Source organism: Pseudomonas sp. IT-P258 (assembly GCF_949767825.1).
GTDB lineage: Bacteria > Pseudomonadota > Gammaproteobacteria > Pseudomonadales > Pseudomonadaceae > Aquipseudomonas > Aquipseudomonas monachiensis.
Genome location: NZ_CATKPU010000043.1, coordinates 123,488 through 141,802, shown reverse-complemented (window position 1 = coordinate 141,802; position 18,315 = coordinate 123,488). Strand labels below are relative to the sequence as shown.

The window sequence follows — 18,315 nt, the reverse complement described above, 5'->3', positions numbered from 1 at the left end:
GTGATGCCATGAACACCAAGCGCCCTGCATGCGCGGCGCCTGCCCTCGAAGCGCCCGCGCCCTCCGCAAGCCAGACGTACTGCTATAGCAATCTCGAATACTCCGAATCGGCCAGCACTGCGCTGGCCGAGGAAGTCGCGCTGGCGATTGCCTTCAACGGCATCAGCCAGGCGGTCATGCTGGTGACGCCCACGGACCTGGAAGATTTCATCGTCGGCTTCAGCCTGGGCAGCGGCATCATCCAGGACGCCACGGACATCTATGACCTGCAACTCAGCGGCTCGGGATCGGCGCAATACGCGCAAGTGACCATCGCCAACCGCGCGTTCTGGAACCTCAAGCAGCAGCGTCGGCAACTGGCCGGCACCAGCGGTTGCGGGTTGTGCGGCGTGGAAGCAGTCGAGCAGGCGTTGCCTGACCTTCAAGTATTGCCCGGCGCCCCATTGCCGCCGGTCGAATGGCTTGATGGCCTGCGCGAGCGCATCGGTGCCTTCCAGCCCTTGGGCCAACATTGCGGTGCGGTGCATGCCGCAGTGTTCATGAATGACAAGGGCGAGTTGCTGCTGGGCCGCGAAGACATCGGCCGGCACAACGCCCTCGACAAACTGATCGGCGGATTGATCCGGCAAAAAATCCCGACCGCTGGCGGCCTGGCGATTGTCACCAGCCGCTGCAGCCTCGAATTGATCCAGAAAGTCTTGCGCGCTGGCATCCAGACCCTGGTCAGCCTGTCGTCGCCCACGGGCCTTGCCGTGCAATGGGCCCGTCGCCACAACCTCAATCTCATCCATCTGCCTCAGAAGAATGCACCGCGGGTCTACAGCCCAACGTTGGAGAATCAAGCGTGAGTCAACACCGTCAGGCCGACCAGAAACCCGTCCCTCGCTTCAAGCCCTACAAAGGCCCGGCCGGTGGCTGGGGGGCACTGATCAGCGTGGCCCAGGCCTGGTTGACCAGCGACAACGCGCTGAAGAACCTGCGCATCATGCTCAAGACCAACCAGAACGGTGGCTTCGACTGCCCGGGTTGCGCCTGGGGCGATTCTCCGGAAAAGGGCATGGTGATGTTCTGCGAGAACGGCGCCAAGGCGGTGAACTGGGAAGCGACCAAACGCCGTGTCGATGCCAAGTTCTTCGCCAAGCACAGCGTCACTTCGCTGCTGGAGCAAAGCGACTATTGGCTCGAGTATCAGGGCCGCCTGACCGAGCCGATGAGCTATGACGCCGAGACCGATCGCTACAAGCCGATCAGCTGGGACGACGCATTCGCCCTGATCGCCAAACACCTGAACGGCCTGTCGAGCCCGGATCAGGCCGAGTTCTACACCTCGGGCCGGGCAAGTAACGAAGCGGCGTACCTCTATCAGCTGTTCGTGCGCGCCTACGGTACCAACAACTTCCCTGACTGCTCGAACATGTGCCACGAGGCCAGCGGTGTCGCGTTGTCACAAAGCGTCGGGGTCGGCAAAGGCACCGTGACCTTCGACGACTTCGAACACGCCGATGCGATTTTCGTCTGGGGCCAGAACCCCGGCACCAACCACCCACGGATGCTCGAACCGCTGCGCGAAGCGGTGAAGCGCGGCGCTCAAGTGGTGTGCATCAACCCGCTCAAGGAGCGTGGCCTGGAGCGTTTTCAGCACCCCCAGCACGCGATCGAAATGCTCACCAATGGCGACAAGCCGACCAACACCGCATTCTTCCGCCCGGCCCTGGGTGGCGACATGGCGATCATGCGCGGCATGGCGAAATTCCTCCTGCTGTGGGAGCGCGACGCGCAGAAAACCGGTGAGCCGGCGGTGTTCGACCACGACTTCCTCAACGGGCACAGCGTCAACGTGCTGGAATACCTGGCCGTCATCGACGACACCCCCTGGGAGCAGATCGTCGAGCAGTCCGGCCTGAGCCTGGTGGAAATCGAGCAAGCGGCGCGCATGTACGCCAAGGGCAAAAACGTCATCATGTGCTGGGCCATGGGCATCACCCAACACCGCCATTCGGTGGCGACCATCCAGGAAATCGCCAACCTGATGCTGCTGCGCGGCAACATCGGCCGGCCGGGTGCCGGCCTGTGCCCGGTGCGTGGCCACAGCAACGTGCAGGGCGACCGGACCATGGGCATCAACGAACGCCCTCCTGCCGCGTTCCTCGATGTCCTGGAGCGGCGCTTCCAGTTCAAGGTGCCACGCGACAACGGCCACAACGTGGTCGAGGCGATTCATGCGATGGCTGAAGGGCGGGCGAAAGTCTTCATCGGTCTGGGCGGCAACTTCGCCCAGGCCACGCCAGACAGCCCGCGCACATTCCAGGCCCTGCGAAACTGCGACCTGACCGTGCAGATCAGCACCAAGCTCAACCGCAGCCATTTGACCCACGGCAAGGACGCGCTGATCCTGCCGTGCCTGGGCCGCACCGACATCGATATCCAGACCCAAGGCCCGCAAGCGATCACCGTCGAAGACTCGTTCAGCATGGTCCACGCCTCCAATGGCCAACTGCAGCCGCTGTCGAACCAGATGCGCTCGGAACCGGCGATCCTGGCCGGCATCGCTGCCGCGACCCTGGGCAGCCACCCGGTGGACTGGAACTGGCTGGTGGCCGACTACAGCCGCATCCGCGACCTGATCGCCGAGACCATTCCCGGCTTCAAGGACTTCAACGAGAAAATCAAGAACCCGGGCGGCTTCTACCTGGGCAACAGTGCCGGTGCACGCAAGTGGAGCACCGCTTCGGGCCGGGCCAATTTCCGCTCGAACGCGCTGCCCAAAGACCTGGTGCACGAACGCACCCGCGCCACCGGAGTACTGCCGGACCTGATCATGCAATCGATGCGTTCCCATGATCAGTACAACACCACCATTTATGGCCTCAACGACCGTTATCGCGGCGTGAAAGGTCAGCGCGATGTGTTGTTCGTCAACGAAGCCGACATCATTCGCCTGGGCTTCAAGCCGGGGCAAAAGGCCGACATCGTTTCGCTCTGGGACGATGGCGTGGAACGTCGGGTAAAAGGCTTCACCCTGCTGGCGTTTGATATCCCGGCCGGGCAAGCGGCGGCCTACTATCCGGAGGTGAACCCGTTGGTGCCGCTGGAAAGCACCGGCGATGGCAGTGATACGCCGACATCGAAATTCGTGGCGATCCGGTTGGAAGCGGCGAGTGAGACCGGGTTGATCATGGCCAGGTCTGCGTAACGCGTGGTCTGTGCCGACCTCTTCGTCGGAACGTTCCGACGAAGACGGTAGATCAAACAACAAACTTTCCGGACCTTGCACTTTCCTTTCGCCCACAAAAAAGGCCGCTTTCTTATGAAAACGGCCTTTGCGAATAAGTAAAAGACCTGCAAAAAAACGTTAAGTTCCGCCCAAAAAACAGTAACTTGCAATATTGTATACAAGTCGTGTTATTCGTCGGATTTCGATTGTCACGCCCATTCCAGAGCCTCAGGATCGCGCCGTCATCCCCTTGAGGTTCCTCCATGAAGTTCTCCTCGATTCTCTTGTTGTCCCTTGGCCTGGTCAGCGGTATCGCGTCTGCTGGCGGCACCACCGAAGCCGGTGTAGGCGGCGCATTGGGCGGGGTTTTAGGCTCGGTCGTCGGTCAGTCGTTAGGCGGCAGCACAGGTTCCACCATCGGCGCGGCCCTGGGTGGCGCGGGTGGTAGCGCCGTCGGCGCAAACAAGCACAGCCGTGGCGAAGCAGCCCTTGGCGGTGCGTTGGGTGCAGCGGGCGGTAACGTGGTCGGCCGCAGCGTGGGCGGTACCACTGGCAGCCTGATCGGCGCCGCAGCGGGCGGCGGTGCTGGTGGCGCGCTGGGTAACTACATGGGCAAAGATTACGATGATGAGGACGGCGGTCATCGTTCGTATCGCGGCTATGACGATCGTCGTTACTACCGTGACGGCCATCCGGGCCGTGGCCATGCTTATGGCCATCGCAAGCACCACCACAAGTATTACCGCGACTAAGGCCCCGAGCGCCTCGCTGGTGAGTACAACAAAAATCGCAGCCCAAGGGCTGCGATTTTTTTTGCCTTACTGAACCACCAGACGTTCCAGTGCCCCGCGCAACCCGGCAGGAATCGCCACGGGTTGATTCGATGCACGATCGACAAACACATGCACAAAGCGCCCCGCCGCGCAGGCCTCGTCTTCTCCTTGCTTGAACACGGCCAGTTCGTACTGCACCGAACTGTTGCCCAGCTTGCCCACCCGCAGACCGATCTCGATGCGGTCCGGGAAGGCAATGGAAGCAAAGTAATCACAGGAAGAACTCACCACGAACCCCACCACCTCACCATCATGGATATCCAGGCCGCCGACTTCGATCAGGTAAGTGTTCACCGCCGTATCGAAGAAGCTGTAGTAGGTCACGTTGTTGACGTGACCGTAGGCGTCGTTGTCGTGCCAGCGGGTGGTGATGGGCTGGAAGTGCGGATAGTCGGTGCGTTGGGGCATTGGTGTTGATTCCTGAGTGGGTTCGCCAGTCTAAGGCGAAAACCGCGTTATCGTTCTTCGCGAGCAAGCCCGCTCCCACAATGGATCATCGCCGGACACAAATTTTGCAGGCAATGAAGTAACAGTGTGGGAGCGGGCTTGCTCGCGAAGGCGCCCTCACAGGCGCCACAACAATCACTTGTCAGCGAAGCCTTTGCCGGCTGCCGCCAACTCGCCAATCACCCGCGCCGGTTGCCAGTGATCGCCCTGACGCGTCTCAAGGTCCATCAAGCGCCGGTGAATGTCCGCCAGCCCTTGCTGATCGGCCCAGGCCATCGGCCCGCCCTTGTCCGCCGGGAAACCGTAACCGTTGAGGTACACCAGATCGATATCGCGGGCCGACCCGGCGATGCCTTCCTGGAGGATCTTCGCGCCTTCGTTGACCAGTGCCAGCAAACAGCGCTCGAGAATTTCTTCCGGGCCGATCTCGCGGCGCTGGAACCCCAGCTCCTCACTGACTTGAAGCACCAGTGCATCCACCTGCGGATCGTGTTCGGCCTGACGACTGCCGGGTTCATAGTGGTAAAAACCGTTGCCACTCTTCTGGCCAAAACGTCCCTGCTCACACAAACGATTATCCACCTGGACCTCCGGCGCATCCTGCCCGATGCCGGATAGCTGGCGCGAGCGCCATTGCAGGTCGACGCCCACCACATCGAACATGCGGAACGGCCCCATGGCGAAACCGAAGCCCTGCAGCGCAGCGTCAACCTGGTAGGGATAAGCGCCTTCCAGCAGCATTTTCCGCGCTTCGAGCACATAGGTATTGAGCATGCGGTTGCCGATGAAACCGTCGCAATTGCCCGACACCACACTGACCTTGCCCATGCGCTGGCCGAGCGCCAGCGCCGCGTCGAGTACCGCCGGTGCAGTCTGCGCGCCACGGACGACTTCCAGCAGTTTCATGATGTGCGCCGGGCTGAAGAAGTGCAGGCCCAGTACTTGTTGCGGCCGGCGTGTGGCCGCAGCGATGGCATCGATGTCCAGCGCCGAAGTATTGCTCGCCAGAATCGCTTCAGGCTTGAGCAGGCCATCGAGCTCGCGGAAGATTTTCTGCTTGAGCTCAAGGTTTTCGTACACCGCTTCGATGACCAGGTCGACATCGCGGATGGCCCCATAACCATCCGCCGCCGTAACCCGCGCCACACGGGCATCGGCTTCGCCTTGGTCAATGCGGCCCTGGCGCACGTTGTGGGCGTAGGTGTCGGCCACGGTGGCCAGCGCTTGCTCCAGCATTTGCGGATTGTTGTCGACCCACTGCACGGCCACCCCGGCGTTGGCCAGGCACATGACAATGCCACGGCCCATGGTGCCCGCGCCGATGACGGCGGCGCGCTGAATATTCGACGGTGTCTGGCTCATGTTTTGTTCTCTTGTTGGCGATCCGAAGACAGCCACCACCATAGTCAGCCACCAGGTTTTTTTGAAATTTATTCCTGTGATGAGCAACATTCAGCGGATGGATGTAGCCCTTTGAGCACACCGCAAACCCCTGTGGGAGCGGGCTTGCTCGCGAAGGCGATCCATCTAGTGGCAGTGATGGTGACTGACCCACCGCTTTCGTCGGATCGCCGCCCGGAGCAAGCCCGCTCCCACAAGGACCACGGTTCAGCCTGCCAGATGTTGCTCGGCCCACTCCCGCACCCCGGCATACGGATAATCCTCCAGCGCCGCAAACCCCGAAATCGACCGCGCCTTGAGCCTGGTGAACAACGGCACGCTGATCCCGCACAGAAACCGTGTCACGCGTTCAGCCGAGGGCACGTTGCCCGTGTACTGCTCGTGCCTGTGGATAAAACCGCCACACAGTGCCTCGAAATTCTTATCCACAAGGGCCGGCAACTCCGGTGGTGCCGGTAGCCGCGCCACTTGCCCATGACACACCGAACAATGCCCGCATTGCTGCGGCGCATTGTGGTCGCCGAAATACTCGGCCAGGCGATAACCCAGGCAACGGTCGGTGGCGAACAGGTCCAGCATCGCGTGAATCCGCGCGACCTCGGTGCGCTCATGCCGAGTGAAATAGCCGTGCAGTTCCTCGCTCAACGCGGCGCTGTCGAACCCGCTTTGCAGCACGCTGTAGACCTCGGTCATCTGCTTGCTTTCGAGCTCCACCCAGCCCTTCTCCTGGAAGTAATCCAGTGCCTTGACCACCCGACTGCGCTCGGCCTGATGCTGCTCGTACAACGCCTCGAAATTCACCGTGGCCCAGGTCCTTGCGCGGCTGGAGGTCTGGATGATCGCCGCGACAAAATCCCTGCGCTCGCCTTCGAAGCGTGCCAATAGCGCCTCGGGCTCCTGCACATACTTGAAACGGTACTCGGCGTAGTACGCGTAGCGCGGGGCGATCAACCCGCGCAACTCGAGCTGCACCAGCAAGGTCTTGAGCGGCAACTGGCGAATATTGCTCTGATCGGCCAACGGCCCCAGCAGAAACTCCCACTGCCCTTCGGTTGCGGCGGCATGCATCTCGTCAAGCACGCAACGGATGCCATCGAGCTCGGGCGTGTCGCCGTAGACGAAGTTCTCCAGCACGTTGAGGCTGTCGCGGTTGGCCAACACCAGGCAGTCCGACGGCTGCCCGTCACGCCCGGCGCGGCCGATTTCCTGGCTGTAGTTTTCGATGGATTTGGGCAGGTCGAAATGCACCACGTTGCGGATGTCACTCTTGTCGATGCCCATGCCGAAAGCGATGGTGGCGACGATGCAATTGGACTGCCCGCCCATGAATCGACGCTGGATCGCTTCCCGTTGCTCATGGGGCAACCCGGCGTGATAAGCCTCGGCCTGAATGCCGTTGCGGTTCAGGTGTTCGGCGATGTGCTCGGCGGTTTTCTGCAAGGTGACATAGACGATGCTCGGCTGGTCCGGACGCTGGTTCATCCATTCGACCAGACGCCTGCGCTTGTCCGCTCCGCGAACCGGTTCCACCAGCAAATTGAGGTTCGGACGATAGAAACCGGTGGTCACCACATCGTTGGCGGCAATGGCGAATTTCGCCTGCATGTCGGCGATGACCTTGGGCGTCGCCGTTGCGGTCAACAACAACACCTGAGGGATGTTGAACTGGCGTTGATAGTCGGGAAGCTTGAGGTAGTCCGGGCGAAAGTTATGCCCCCATTCGGAAATGCAGTGCGCCTCGTCCACCACCAGCAGCGAAATCGGTACTTGCTGCAAAAAATGCCGGAAGCGCTCGTTCTTCAGGCGCTCCACGGAGATCATCAAAATCTTCAGCTCGCCGGATTTTGCCCGGGTCATGACATCGCTGGCGTCATCGCGGCTCTGCGCCGAATCGATACTGCCCGCCGAGATGCCGTGACGTTGCAGGAACGCCAGTTGATCCTGCATCAACGCCAGCAGCGGTGAGACCACCAGCGTCAGGTGCGGCAGCAACAGCGCCGGCAATTGGTAGCAAAGGGACTTGCCGGAACCGGTGGGGAAAATCGCCGCCGCCGAGCGCCCCGCCAGCACGGCACTGACGGCCGCCTCCTGACCGGGTCGAAATTGTGGATAACCGAAAACCTGTTCCAGGGTGTTGTGCATAAGCTGTCACTCCGTTGACTGCTGCGGAGTCAAAAGCCTGGCCGGCGATCGCAGCAAGTCGAGAAAAGGTCGGGGGCAAAAACGATACCGGATGATACAGCGGATGATTCACTGATAACCCCGTAGGCATTTTTACCGGCAGCGACTTCGTCGCACAAACCTCCGACAATGTGTAAGCCTTATCCTCGGAACACGATAAATACCCTACAAAACCTGTCCATTTCAGCCATCTTGTCCCGCGACACCAGGTCCTTCTATAGTTTCCGGCGCGGCTGAAAACAGTGTCTCGGCCTGCCGGGAACACTTGCCGATTTCGCACAGGACCCACTCGATGAAAAAAACCGACACGCTGACAGCCCGCTATCACCCGCTCAAGACCCGCTACAGCGAAACCCCTGTGCTGGTCATCGATACCGAGGCCGACCCCTTCGAGATCCTCGACGCCGCCCGACAACGCATCCGCGCCGCCAGCGACCTGCTCGAAACCCTTTATTGCACGTGTTTCAAACAGGCCGAAGCGAGCGACATCCCCAAGATCGTCGGCGCCCTGTACCTGCTGACCCAGGATGGCAACGACCTGCTCGACATCGCCCGCCAGCGCTTACCGAAATTCACCGGCTGAAAAACACCACTCTCTCCTGTGGGGACGAGCCTGCTCGCGATGAACGATAACGCGGTCCCTCTGAGAACATACGAGTTCTGGAAATTTCGCTGTGGATAACTCTGTCAGCAACGACCTATGGAAGCTTCGGCAAGGTCCTACAAAACAAGACAACTTGTCGGCTATCGATGACCGGTCACTCACTCCTATAGTCCGGAGTGTCGCTGCCAAATCAGCGGCTTGGGCTTGGTCACCCGATGGAACACATAAACGCGTCCGTTGTATGCTGCCGGCACTCAAGTGTCTGCACGCTTTATGGTGGCTGTGTTTGGGACGCCTTCGAGCGTGCCGGTTTTGTGTGTTCTCCCGGTTGACCAACCCGAACACAGTCCACCTCCCATCGCTTGGTCACGATGGCGGTGGTTTCATCTAAAGCATTTGAGAATACATAAAATGAACAAATGGAACCCGTTCACCAACGAACGCTATCTCCCACTCCACACCAATCTCACCGATTCACAGCCCCTGATCATCGACACAGAGGCCAACCCCCAAGACATCCTCGAAGCCGCCCTCCAACGCATCCGGGCCTCCAGCGAATTGCTGCAAACCCTGCACTGCCAATGCTTCAAACACGGCGACCTCGAAGACATCCCGCACATCACCCACGCCCTCTACCTGCTGACCCAGGACGGCTGCGACCTGCTCAAGGTCGCCCAGCAACGCATGCTGAACTGGAAAGCGCCAGTCTGACGTCATTCACCAGAGTACCAAGTGGCATTATTCTGGCTGTTTAAACACAAAACAGCTGGAATAATGGCAGTTAGCATCCCTTCATTAAGGAAATCAGCGTCACGAAAATGGCGTCTTTTTCAATGTCCCAACCGCAGCTCACCTTTTCCTTTAAATGCTATTATTCTGGCAGTTATAGCGCCTTAATGAAGGAATATTGGCATATGGCCAAGAAGACAGCTCCACTCTTGCCCGCCGCTTCCAGACTACTTTTCGAGTTCGGCGAGCGACTGAAACTCGCTCGCCTGCGCCGCAAACTCACGGCTAAACAAGTCGCCGAGAGGGCGGGCATGTCACTGACAACTTTGCGCTCCCTGGAGTCAGGTGGGTCAGGGGTGACCATCGGAGCCTACCTGTCTGTCATGCAAGTTCTGGGTCTGGAAAAAGACTTGAGCAAACTCGCGGCATCCGATGAAGTGGGCCGTCAACTGCAGGACGCGCAACTGAAATCCAGGACCACCTCCGCCACAGGCTCAAGCCAGCGAGCACGCAGAACGAGTGCATTGAAAAAAAATGCTCCAATACCTGAAAAAGGCACTGGAGTGATTGAAAGTGCCACCACAGCAGATCTATCCGCTGACTACCCCTTCAACACCCACTCGCTTTCCAATCTATTGACCAAGAAAAAAACCAAGTCCACGACAGGTGAGAAATGACTCAGATTGCGGTGTATGCCGATTGGGAGTCCTTGAGTGGACCCAGACGTCTCGGCTTCCTGCATGCCCGAAAGGCCCGCTCCACAGAAGTCTTCGAATTTGAGTACGACAAGGCTGCGCTGGCAGATCCCGAGTTGAACTTCACACCCCTGGACCCTCGAATCGGGCTCTATGAAGGTCGTCAGTTCCCGGGGCAACATCAAAACCGATTTGGCGTGTTCGCTGATTCAAGCCCGGATCGGTGGGGTCAATTACTGATGAAGCGACGACTGGAACGCGATATCCGCGACGGCCTGGCTGCCAAAGGCAGCAAGCTCCACGAGTCAGATTTCCTGTTAGGCGTACATGACCTCTATCGGGTCGGTGCGATCCGCTACAAACTCAATGACCAAGGCAACTTTCTCGATGATCGTGATGGCGTGGCCGCCCCACCCTTCATTGAGTTGCGGGCATTGGAGCAAGCAAGCCGCGCTTTGGAAAACGATCCGGACAACACCTCACTCGATGGCCGCGAGTGGCTGAGAATGCTGATCGCACCTGGAGGCTCACTGGGTGGCGCCCGCCCCAAGGCCAGCGTTGCAGACGAGCAGGGTCACTTGTGGATTGCCAAGTTCCCCAGCACCCGCGATGACTATGACATTGGCGCTTGGGAACTGGTGGTGAATGCCTTGGCCAATCATTGTGGTCTGCGAGTCGCGACCGGTATCGCCCGACGCTATGCCAGTGATCATCACTGCTTCATGGTCAAGCGCTTCGACCGCACTGAACGGGGTGGCCGACTGCACTTTGCCTCAGGCATGACCATGACTGATCGCATTGACGGTGACGATGCCTCAGTCGGCGCGAGCTACCTTGAGTTGGCTGAAGTGCTCATGGAGCACGGCTCGGAAACCAAAGCAGACTTACGGGAATTGTGGTCTCGGATTGTGTTCAACATCCTGGTCTCCAACAGCGACGATCACCTGCGTAACCATGGCTTTATCCTCGATCCGGGTCGTGGATGGCGATTGTCTGCCGCCTATGACATGAACCCGGTGGCCTATGCCGACGGCTTGAAGCTCAACATCACCGATACCGATAACGCACTGGATCTGGAGCTGGCCCGGGAAGTGGCAGAGTATTTTCGGGTCAGTCGTGCGGATGCAGAAAACATCATCGACAGCTTCAAAGAAGTTGTCAGCCAATGGCCAACACTAGCGGGGGCACTGGGGCTATCGAAACGTGAGCAGGATAATATGGCGCCTGCATTTCGATTAGCGGAGCCTACGTCATGAACCTCGCCCCCAACCTCCCCGACGACGACTTGATGCAGCAACTCATGCAATTGCTGCATGAAGAACTCGGCTTCCCCGAACGCAAAACCATCAACCTCGGCACCTCGATCAATTTCGACCTGGGCTGCAACGGTGCAGACGCCCGGAATTTGATCGAAACCCTGGAAGACCACTTCGCCATCGATTTCGTGGATTTCGACAGTTATCGCTATTTTCAGCCCGAAGGCTTTGACGTGAATCTAAAGCGAAAAGCCAAGGGTCGCGGCGAGAAGGTGCCATTGACCATCGGCATGCTCTACCGGGCCATCAAGGCCGAACGCTGGGACACGCAGGAGCTGGAAGGCCTGTAACGACGCGAACAAAAAAGCCGCCCCGAAGGGCGGCTTTTTCATTACTTCAATCCAAAACTTACAACTTTGGACCCGCAGCCTTGATCGCGTCGCTCACTTCGAACTTCTTGAAGTTCTCGATGAACAGGCCGGCCAGTGCTTTGGCGGCCTCGTCGTAGGATGGCTTGTCAGCCCAGGTGTTGCGTGGGTTCAGCAGGCCAGTCTCAACGCCCGGTACGGCCACTGGCACGTCGAGGTTGATGGTGTCCAGGTGCTCGGTCTCGGCACCGATCAGCGCGCCGCTCTGGATCGCTGCGATCACGGCACGGGTGGTCGGGATGTTGAAGCGTTTGCCGACGCCGTAGCCACCGCCGGTCCAGCCGGTGTTGACCAGGTAGACCTTGGAACCGAAGCCGCGGATGCGCTTGATCAGCAGCTCAGCGTATTCGCCGGCCGGACGCGGGAAGAACGGTGCGCCGAAACAGGTGGAGAAGGTCGACTTGATGCCGCTGCCCGAACCCATTTCGGTCGAACCGACCAGAGCGGTGTAACCGGACAGGAAGTGGTAAGCCGCTTGTTCTTCGTTGAGGATCGACACTGGCGGCAGCACGCCGGTCAGGTCGCAGGTCAGGAAGATCACAGCGTTCGGCTCGCCACCGAGGTTCTTCTCGGAGCGCTTGGCAACGTGCTCCAGCGGGTAGGCGGCGCGGCTGTTCTGGGTCAGGCTGACATCGGCGTAGTCGGCGTGCTTGGCATCGTCGATAACGACGTTTTCCAGTACCGCGCCGTGCTTGATGGCTTTCCAGATAACCGGCTCGTTCTTCTCGGACAGGTCGATGCACTTGGCATAGCAACCGCCTTCGATGTTGAACACGACGCCTTCGCCCCAGCCGTGCTCGTCGTCACCGATCAGGTAACGGCTTTCGTCGGCCGACAGGGTGGTCTTGCCGGTACCGGACAGACCGAAGAACAGGGTCACGTCGCCTTCTTCGCCGATGTTGGCGGCGCAGTGCATTGGCAGTACGTCGGCAGCCGGCAGCAGGAAGTTCTGCACCGAGAACATGGCTTTCTTCATTTCACCGGCGTAACGCATGCCGGCGATCAGCACTTTCTTCTGTGCGAAGTTGAGGATCACGCAGCCGTCGGAGTTGGTGCCGTCACGCTCTGGCACGCACTCGAAGTTGGCAACGTTGAGGACCTGCCACTCGTCACGACCCGCCGGGTTGTACTGAGCCGGGTTGATGAACAGGCAACGGCCGAACAGGTTCTGCCAGGCAGTCTGGGTGGTCATCTTCACGGCCAGGTAGTGCTCGGAAGCCGCACCTACATGCACGTGGGAAACGAAATGCTCTTGCGCGTTGTTGAATGCCTCAACGCGAGCCCACAGGGCGTCGAACTTGTCGGCCGGGAACTTGCGGTTGATCGGGCCCCAGGCGATGGCGGCCTGGGTGCTTGGCTCTTCAACGATGAAACGGTCGACTGGCGAACGGCCGGTACGGTGACCGGTACGAACAACCAGTGCGCCGGTATCGGCAAGCTCGCCTTCACCGCGATTGAGGGCTTCTTTAACCAGATCATCAACACTCAGATCGGTGTACACGGCATTGTTGGCTTGCGTCATGAGGTTCCCCGTCGGCCAGTGGCCGAGTGCTCCAAACGTTTTTGTAGTAGAAAGTCGTGCACTACTACCGCGAAAAAAGTGGGCCGGATTATGCCAGAAAAGCCCAAAAAGAGTAGGCCCCTCCTGTCGTAACGGCGTTAATCCGGCACAAGGCAGTGAATTTACCTGCGCTGAATCGTTTTAGTGACGGGTATCTGACGGCGTCTCGATACCCGCGCCGGCGAACAATTGAGTGACATCGGCCGCGTCAAACAGGTAGCGCTGATTGCAGAACTGGCAATCGATTTCGATGTTGCCACCGTGTTCGACCACCAGTTGCTGCGCGTCTTCCATACCCAGACTGACCAGCGCATTGGCCGATCGTTCGCGCGAGCAACTGCAACGGAAGCGCAGCTTCTGCACATCGAACAGACGCACCTGCTCGTCGTGATACAAGCGATGCAGCACGGTTTCGTTGTCCAGGCTCAACAGCTCATCGGCGGTCAGCGTACCGCCCAGGGTGGTGATGTGCTGCCAGCTGGCGGCGCGTTCGTCTTCGTCTTTCAAACGGTCGGCAGGCAGTTGTTGCAGCAACAGGCCACGGGCGCGACGGCCATCGGCGTACAGCCAGAAACGCGTGCCGACTTGCTGGGACATGACGAAGTAGTTGGTGAAGCATTCGGACAGGGTGGCGCCGTCGAGGTCGACGATGCCCTGGTAGCGCTGGCCCTGTTTCGGGTCGATGGTCAATGCCAGCACGCCGTCCGGCATCAGGTCGGCCAGGGTTGCATCGGCAGCGATGCGGTCCGCGTCGTAACGGGCCAGACCACGGATGTCGCGCTCGCTGGAGCACTCGATCATCAGCAGCGGGATCGGGCCTTCGGAACGGGCCTGCAGAATCAGCAAGCCATCGAACTTCATCGTGCCAACCAGCAACGACGCGGCCGCCATCAGCTCGCCGAGCAGTTGCGCAACCGGCTGCGGGTAGGCGTGTTTGGCCAGGACTTCGGCGTAGCTGAGCTCCAACGAGACCAGCTCGCCACGGGTGTCGCTGTCATCGAAGATGAAGCGTTGGGTGAAGTCGTTATCCGCGTGATCGGTCATAGGTCTGGGTATCTGAAGTAGTGAAAATGGTTACAGGAAACAGGAAATTGACCTTGCGCCACCCCTCGGGTGCGCAACGTTCAGCCATGAAAGGCATTTTATGAACAATCCGGGCCTGATCCAAGCAAGGTGGAACAAGCGCTGATGGGTTCCGGGTCGCTTCCCGCCCTGCACTGCTGGCAATGTGGTTATGGCCTACAGGTCAGAGACTGTGTGTGATTTTCGACGAGCGGCGATATCGTCCATGCAATGCACTGCTGGCCAGGCACAGATATGGATGCGCACCGGGTCAATTGCAAGTCTGGGCCCGAAGGCGCGGTGAAACTGGCGAGTGCGCGGCACTCGCCCGAGCAATATCTGTATCAGTCGTCGTTACTGCTGCCACGAAACTTGAACAAATCCCGCCGCTGCTTCTTGCTCGGCTTACCGTCGGTGCTCACGCCCAGGGCTCCGGCCTTTCTTTGCGCCGCAGCCTCTTCGCGCTTGGCGATGCTGGCCAGGGTCTCGGCATACAAGGTTTGCGCCTGCGGTGCGCCGCGACGAACGATCGACAGTGCCAGGACTACCACCGTGCGCTCCTCGAAACCGGTGCGAATCACGAACTCATCGCCGATTCGTGGCTCTTTACCCGGCTTGCAGCGTTCGCCCCGGCAATGCACCTTGCCGCTTTCAATCGCTGCCTTGGCCAGGGCGCGGGTTTTGTAGAATCGTGCAGCCCACAACCATTTATCGAGGCGGACTTTGTCGTCCTCTTCGTTTTTTTGTGCCATGGAATTTCCTCATTCTGAAATATTGGTGAACTGTACTACCGTTTCTGACGTACCAAGAATTTCACCGGCTCGGATTACAATGCCGACATTCCATAACCTCCCTGGGAGGCTGGAAATCCGGGCCGTAGATATCTGTCGCCTTTTAATCATTATTCTGCGTGAATACCGCGAATCCGGCCGCATGCGGCCCGAGCGGTTTCTACCGGTTGAGCACTATTGAAGACATTTGACCATTTGACCGTTGTCGGTCTGCGCGAGTGGGTGGCGCTCCCGGATTTGGGAGTCGCCGGCCTTCGGGCAAAAATCGACACCGGTGCCAGCACCTCAAGCCTCCACGCCACCGAAATCGAGCCGTTCGAGCGCGATGGTGAGCAGTGGGTGCGTTTTACCGCCCACCTGGGTTCCGTCGTACAACTGCGCCACCGACGCTGCGAAGCTCCGTTGGTGACGATGAAAACCATTAAAAGCTCAAACGGTCACGCGCAGGTGCGATACGTGATCAGCACCACCCTGGCCCTTGGTGATCGGGTCTGGCGGGTCGAGTTCACGCTCGCCTGCCGCAAGTCCATGCGTTATCGCCTGTTGCTCGGTTCCAAAGCCCTGATCCACGGCCAGTTGGTGGTCAATCCGGGCATCAAGTATGTACAAGACAAGCCGGTGTTCCCGGTATCTACCTCCTCCACAGGTGTTGCATGAAGATCGCTGTGCTGTCGCGGAATCCGCGTCTGTATTCCACCCGTCGTCTGGTCGAAGCCGGCACCGAGCGTGGCCATGAAATGGTGGTGGTCGACACCTTGCGCGCCTACATGAACATCGCCAGTCACAAGCCGCAGATCCACTACCGCGGCAAACCGCTGGAGGGTTTCGATGCGGTGATTCCACGGATCGGCGCATCCGTGACCTTTTATGGCTGCGCAGTGTTGCGCCAGTTCGAAATGATGGGGGTATTTCCGCTCAACGAATCGGTGGCCATTGCCCGTTCCCGGGACAAGCTGCGTTCACTGCAATTGTTGTCCCGTCGCGGGATCGGCTTGCCGGTGACCGGGTTTGCCCACTCCCCCGATGACATTCCCGACCTGATCGAAATGGTCAACGGCGCGCCGTTGGTGATCAAGGTGCTGGAAGGCACCCAGGGCATCGGCGTGGTGCTGTGCGAAACCGCCACGGCCGCGGAATCGGTGATCGAGGCGTTCATGGGCCTCAAGCAGAACATCATGGTTCAGGAGTACATCAAGGAAGCCGGTGGTGCGGACATTCGCTGCTTCGTCGTCGGCGACAAGGTGATTGCAGCGATGAAGCGCCAGGCCAAACCCGGCGAATTCCGCTCCAACCTTCATCGCGGTGGCAGCGCGAGCCTGATCAAGATCACCCCGGAAGAGCGCATGACGGCGTTGCGTGCGGCGAAGGTCATGGGGCTGGCGGTGGCAGGCGTCGACATCCTGCGCTCCAATCACGGGCCGTTGGTGATGGAAGTGAACTCGTCGCCAGGGCTTGAGGGGATTGAGACCACCACCGGGAAGAATGTGGCGGGGATCATCATTGAACATCTGGAGAAGAATGGCGGGCCGAATATGACCCGGACCAAAGGGAAGGGCTGAGGCTCATCTACTGTGGCGAGGGAGCTTGCTCCCGTTGGACCGGGCTGGCGCTCCAGACCGAAGGACCTCCCAAATCTCACAATCGTGTTCTTGTACTTCAGACACGGTTGTCTGGTTTTGCGGCTGCTGCGCAGCCGAACGGGAGCAAGCTCCCTCGCCACAAAGGCCTCTGTGTTTGCTAAACGGCATCCCGCGGCAGCATCAACCCCAACGGCAACCGCACCCGCGCTTCCAGCCCTCCGCCCGAGCGGTTGCGCAGCTCAACGTTGCCGCCATGCATCGAAGCAATCCGCTTCACGATTGCCAATCCCAACCCGGTACCCTTGCCACCCCGGGCACGATCACCGCGGGTGAACGGATTGAAAATCGCCTCCAGCTCCGAAGGGTCGATCCCGGCGCCACGGTCCATGACACTCAGCACTACATACGGTGCGCTGGTGTCCCCGGACACATACGCCGCCACCTCTACACCGCTTCCGGCATGATGCAGCGCGTTGCCGATCAGGTTGTTCAGCAGCCGCTTCATCGATACCCGACGCAGCGGAAACGGCTGGATAGGCTCCAGGCGCAATCGCACTTTTTCTTCGGTCTGGTTAAACGGCGCGGCAACTTCACGGACCAGCTCGCTCAGGTCAACCTCTTCCACCGACTCGTCGCGCCCGTCACGAATGAACGCCAGGAACTGATCGAGAATCGCGTCCATGTCTTCGATGTCGCGCACCATGTCGTCGGTCAGGTCGGTGTGATCGCCCATCAATTCCAGGGACAGGCGCAAGCGGGTCAACGGCGTGCGCAAGTCGTGGGACACTCCGGCCAGCATCAGTTCACGCTCGCGACCGGCCTGCTCGACGTCTTCGGCCATCTGGTTGAAGGCGCGGTAAACCTCGGTCATCTCACTCGGTGTATCGCTGATTGGCAGGCGCACGCTACGGCCCTGGCCGAGTTGCCGCGCGGCATACACCAGACGCTTCAAAGGTTGATTGAGCTGGCTGACAAAGATCCAGGCCGAAGCGGTGGACAGCAGGCCAATCGCGAGGAACCAGCCCAGCACGTTCCAGATTTTCTGGCCGCGCAACGGATGGGGATAAAGCGGTACTTTCAGCCAGCCATCGCCCAGGCTTGGCGCCCGGACCCAAAGCGCCGGTGGCGAATGCATGCGCAGCCGGACTTCAGTGTCGGCACCCAGCTCCGCTTGCATCTGCCGCTGGTAGATCTCGCTGTAAGGCCAGTGCTGTTCGCCTTCCGGCACGCCGGCACCCACTACCCGGATCAAGGTCGCGGCCTCGGCAATCTTGCCGCGGTTTTCTTCATCGGCCGCCCAATAGGCGCGCAGCGTCAGGGCGACACCGTGGCTGTACTGGCGGTCCACCAGCACGTCTTCGTTCATCAGCAGATAAACCAGGGTCAGTGCCTTGGAGAAGAGTACGACGATGAGCACCAGCCAAAGGGTGCGGGAGAAGAAGCTCTGGGGGAACCAAACGGGGGTTTTCATGGATAACCGTTAAACACTTGCAGGAGCGAGCGATGCTCGCATATTGCGGGTCGCGAGTCTGC

General features: G+C 59.7%; 17 protein-coding genes. 10 read left to right on the top strand and 7 right to left on the bottom strand.

Translation table 11 applies throughout. The features are described 5' to 3' along the window. Window positions 1–8 precede the first annotated feature (8 nt). From fdhD to ACM6G4_RS16520, 3 genes are all read left to right on the top strand, one after another. Window positions 9–848 carry a formate dehydrogenase accessory sulfurtransferase FdhD gene (fdhD, locus tag ACM6G4_RS16530; RefSeq protein ID WP_223541938.1) on the top strand — a complete coding sequence of 280 codons (840 nt, stop codon included), beginning with the start codon at window positions 9–11 and terminating at the stop codon, window positions 846–848. Continuing rightward, on the top strand, window positions 845–3,193 hold the full coding sequence (locus tag ACM6G4_RS16525; protein WP_409079091.1) for an FdhF/YdeP family oxidoreductase: 2,349 nt from the start codon (window positions 845–847) through the stop codon (window positions 3,191–3,193). The genes fdhD and ACM6G4_RS16525 overlap by 4 nt, the downstream gene beginning before the upstream one ends. A 284-nt stretch (window positions 3,194–3,477) precedes the next feature. After that, window positions 3,478–3,966, top strand: coding sequence for a glycine zipper domain-containing protein (locus ACM6G4_RS16520; RefSeq protein WP_414914124.1), 489 nt, complete (start codon window positions 3,478–3,480; stop codon window positions 3,964–3,966). Between the two features lie 66 nt (window positions 3,967–4,032). On the opposite strand, the gene ACM6G4_RS16515 is transcribed toward ACM6G4_RS16520, so the two are convergent. From ACM6G4_RS16515 to ACM6G4_RS16505, 3 genes are all read right to left on the bottom strand, one after another. Beyond that, on the bottom strand, window positions 4,033–4,455 hold the full coding sequence (locus ACM6G4_RS16515; RefSeq protein ID WP_007972849.1) for an acyl-CoA thioesterase: 423 nt from the start codon (window positions 4,453–4,455) through the stop codon (window positions 4,033–4,035). 174 nt (window positions 4,456–4,629) lie between these two features. Further along, complete coding sequence (locus tag ACM6G4_RS16510; protein ID WP_414914123.1) at window positions 4,630–5,856, bottom strand: 3-hydroxyacyl-CoA dehydrogenase NAD-binding domain-containing protein; 1,227 nt, start codon at window positions 5,854–5,856, stop codon at window positions 4,630–4,632. 246 nt (window positions 5,857–6,102) lie between these two features. Further along, window positions 6,103–8,037 carry an ATP-dependent DNA helicase RecQ gene (locus tag ACM6G4_RS16505; protein ID WP_414914122.1) on the bottom strand — a complete coding sequence of 645 codons (1,935 nt, stop codon included), beginning with the start codon at window positions 8,035–8,037 and terminating at the stop codon, window positions 6,103–6,105. 331 nt (window positions 8,038–8,368) lie between these two features. On the opposite strand from ACM6G4_RS16505, the gene ACM6G4_RS16500 reads away from it, so the two are divergent. The 5 genes from ACM6G4_RS16500 (at window position 8,369) to ACM6G4_RS16480 (ending at window position 11,710) form a co-directional block, all read left to right on the top strand. Further along, window positions 8,369–8,659: a hypothetical protein gene (locus tag ACM6G4_RS16500; protein ID WP_046040800.1), complete on the top strand. Its 291-nt coding sequence runs from the start codon at window positions 8,369–8,371 to the stop codon at window positions 8,657–8,659. Window positions 8,660–9,091: 432 nt separating this feature from the next. Next, window positions 9,092–9,391, top strand: a complete 300-nt coding sequence (locus ACM6G4_RS16495; RefSeq protein ID WP_116580876.1) for a hypothetical protein — start codon at window positions 9,092–9,094, stop codon at window positions 9,389–9,391. Between the two features lie 203 nt (window positions 9,392–9,594). Next, window positions 9,595–10,086, top strand: coding sequence for a helix-turn-helix domain-containing protein (locus tag ACM6G4_RS16490; protein ID WP_095942253.1), 492 nt, complete (start codon window positions 9,595–9,597; stop codon window positions 10,084–10,086). Continuing rightward, complete coding sequence (locus ACM6G4_RS16485) at window positions 10,083–11,360, top strand: type II toxin-antitoxin system HipA family toxin (RefSeq protein ID WP_414914121.1); 1,278 nt, start codon at window positions 10,083–10,085, stop codon at window positions 11,358–11,360. Before ACM6G4_RS16490 ends, ACM6G4_RS16485 begins: the two co-directional genes overlap by 4 nt. Next, the gene (locus ACM6G4_RS16480) at window positions 11,357–11,710 is read left to right on the top strand and encodes a DUF1493 family protein (protein ID WP_414914120.1); all 354 of its coding nucleotides are present in this window, start codon (window positions 11,357–11,359) and stop codon (window positions 11,708–11,710) included. Before ACM6G4_RS16485 ends, ACM6G4_RS16480 begins: the two co-directional genes overlap by 4 nt. Before the next feature lie 58 nt (window positions 11,711–11,768). Here the strand turns inward: ACM6G4_RS16480 and ACM6G4_RS16475 are convergent, their stop codons facing one another. The 3 genes from ACM6G4_RS16475 to ACM6G4_RS16465 all read right to left on the bottom strand — a co-directional run bounded on the left by ACM6G4_RS16475 (window position 11,769) and on the right by ACM6G4_RS16465 (window position 15,163). Next, window positions 11,769–13,310, bottom strand: coding sequence for a phosphoenolpyruvate carboxykinase (locus ACM6G4_RS16475; protein WP_223541933.1), 1,542 nt, complete (start codon window positions 13,308–13,310; stop codon window positions 11,769–11,771). 180 nt (window positions 13,311–13,490) lie between these two features. After that, window positions 13,491–14,393 carry an Hsp33 family molecular chaperone HslO gene (gene hslO, locus ACM6G4_RS16470; protein WP_414914119.1) on the bottom strand — a complete coding sequence of 301 codons (903 nt, stop codon included), beginning with the start codon at window positions 14,391–14,393 and terminating at the stop codon, window positions 13,491–13,493. A 362-nt stretch (window positions 14,394–14,755) separates the two neighbouring features. After that, complete coding sequence (locus tag ACM6G4_RS16465; RefSeq protein WP_008045331.1) at window positions 14,756–15,163, bottom strand: RNA-binding S4 domain-containing protein; 408 nt, start codon at window positions 15,161–15,163, stop codon at window positions 14,756–14,758. A 234-nt stretch (window positions 15,164–15,397) separates the two neighbouring features. On the opposite strand from ACM6G4_RS16465, the gene ACM6G4_RS16460 reads away from it, so the two are divergent. Together ACM6G4_RS16460 and rimK are read left to right on the top strand one after the other, a co-directional pair. Continuing rightward, window positions 15,398–15,859: an ATP-dependent zinc protease gene (locus tag ACM6G4_RS16460; RefSeq protein ID WP_080925313.1), complete on the top strand. Its 462-nt coding sequence runs from the start codon at window positions 15,398–15,400 to the stop codon at window positions 15,857–15,859. Then, window positions 15,856–16,761, top strand: a complete 906-nt coding sequence (gene rimK, locus ACM6G4_RS16455) for a 30S ribosomal protein S6--L-glutamate ligase (protein WP_007972871.1) — start codon at window positions 15,856–15,858, stop codon at window positions 16,759–16,761. The genes ACM6G4_RS16460 and rimK overlap by 4 nt, the downstream gene beginning before the upstream one ends. 178 nt (window positions 16,762–16,939) lie before the next feature. On the opposite strand, the gene ACM6G4_RS16450 is transcribed toward rimK, so the two are convergent. After that, window positions 16,940–18,253 carry an ATP-binding protein gene (locus tag ACM6G4_RS16450; RefSeq protein ID WP_056726917.1) on the bottom strand — a complete coding sequence of 438 codons (1,314 nt, stop codon included), beginning with the start codon at window positions 18,251–18,253 and terminating at the stop codon, window positions 16,940–16,942. Window positions 18,254–18,315: the final 62 nt, after the last annotated feature.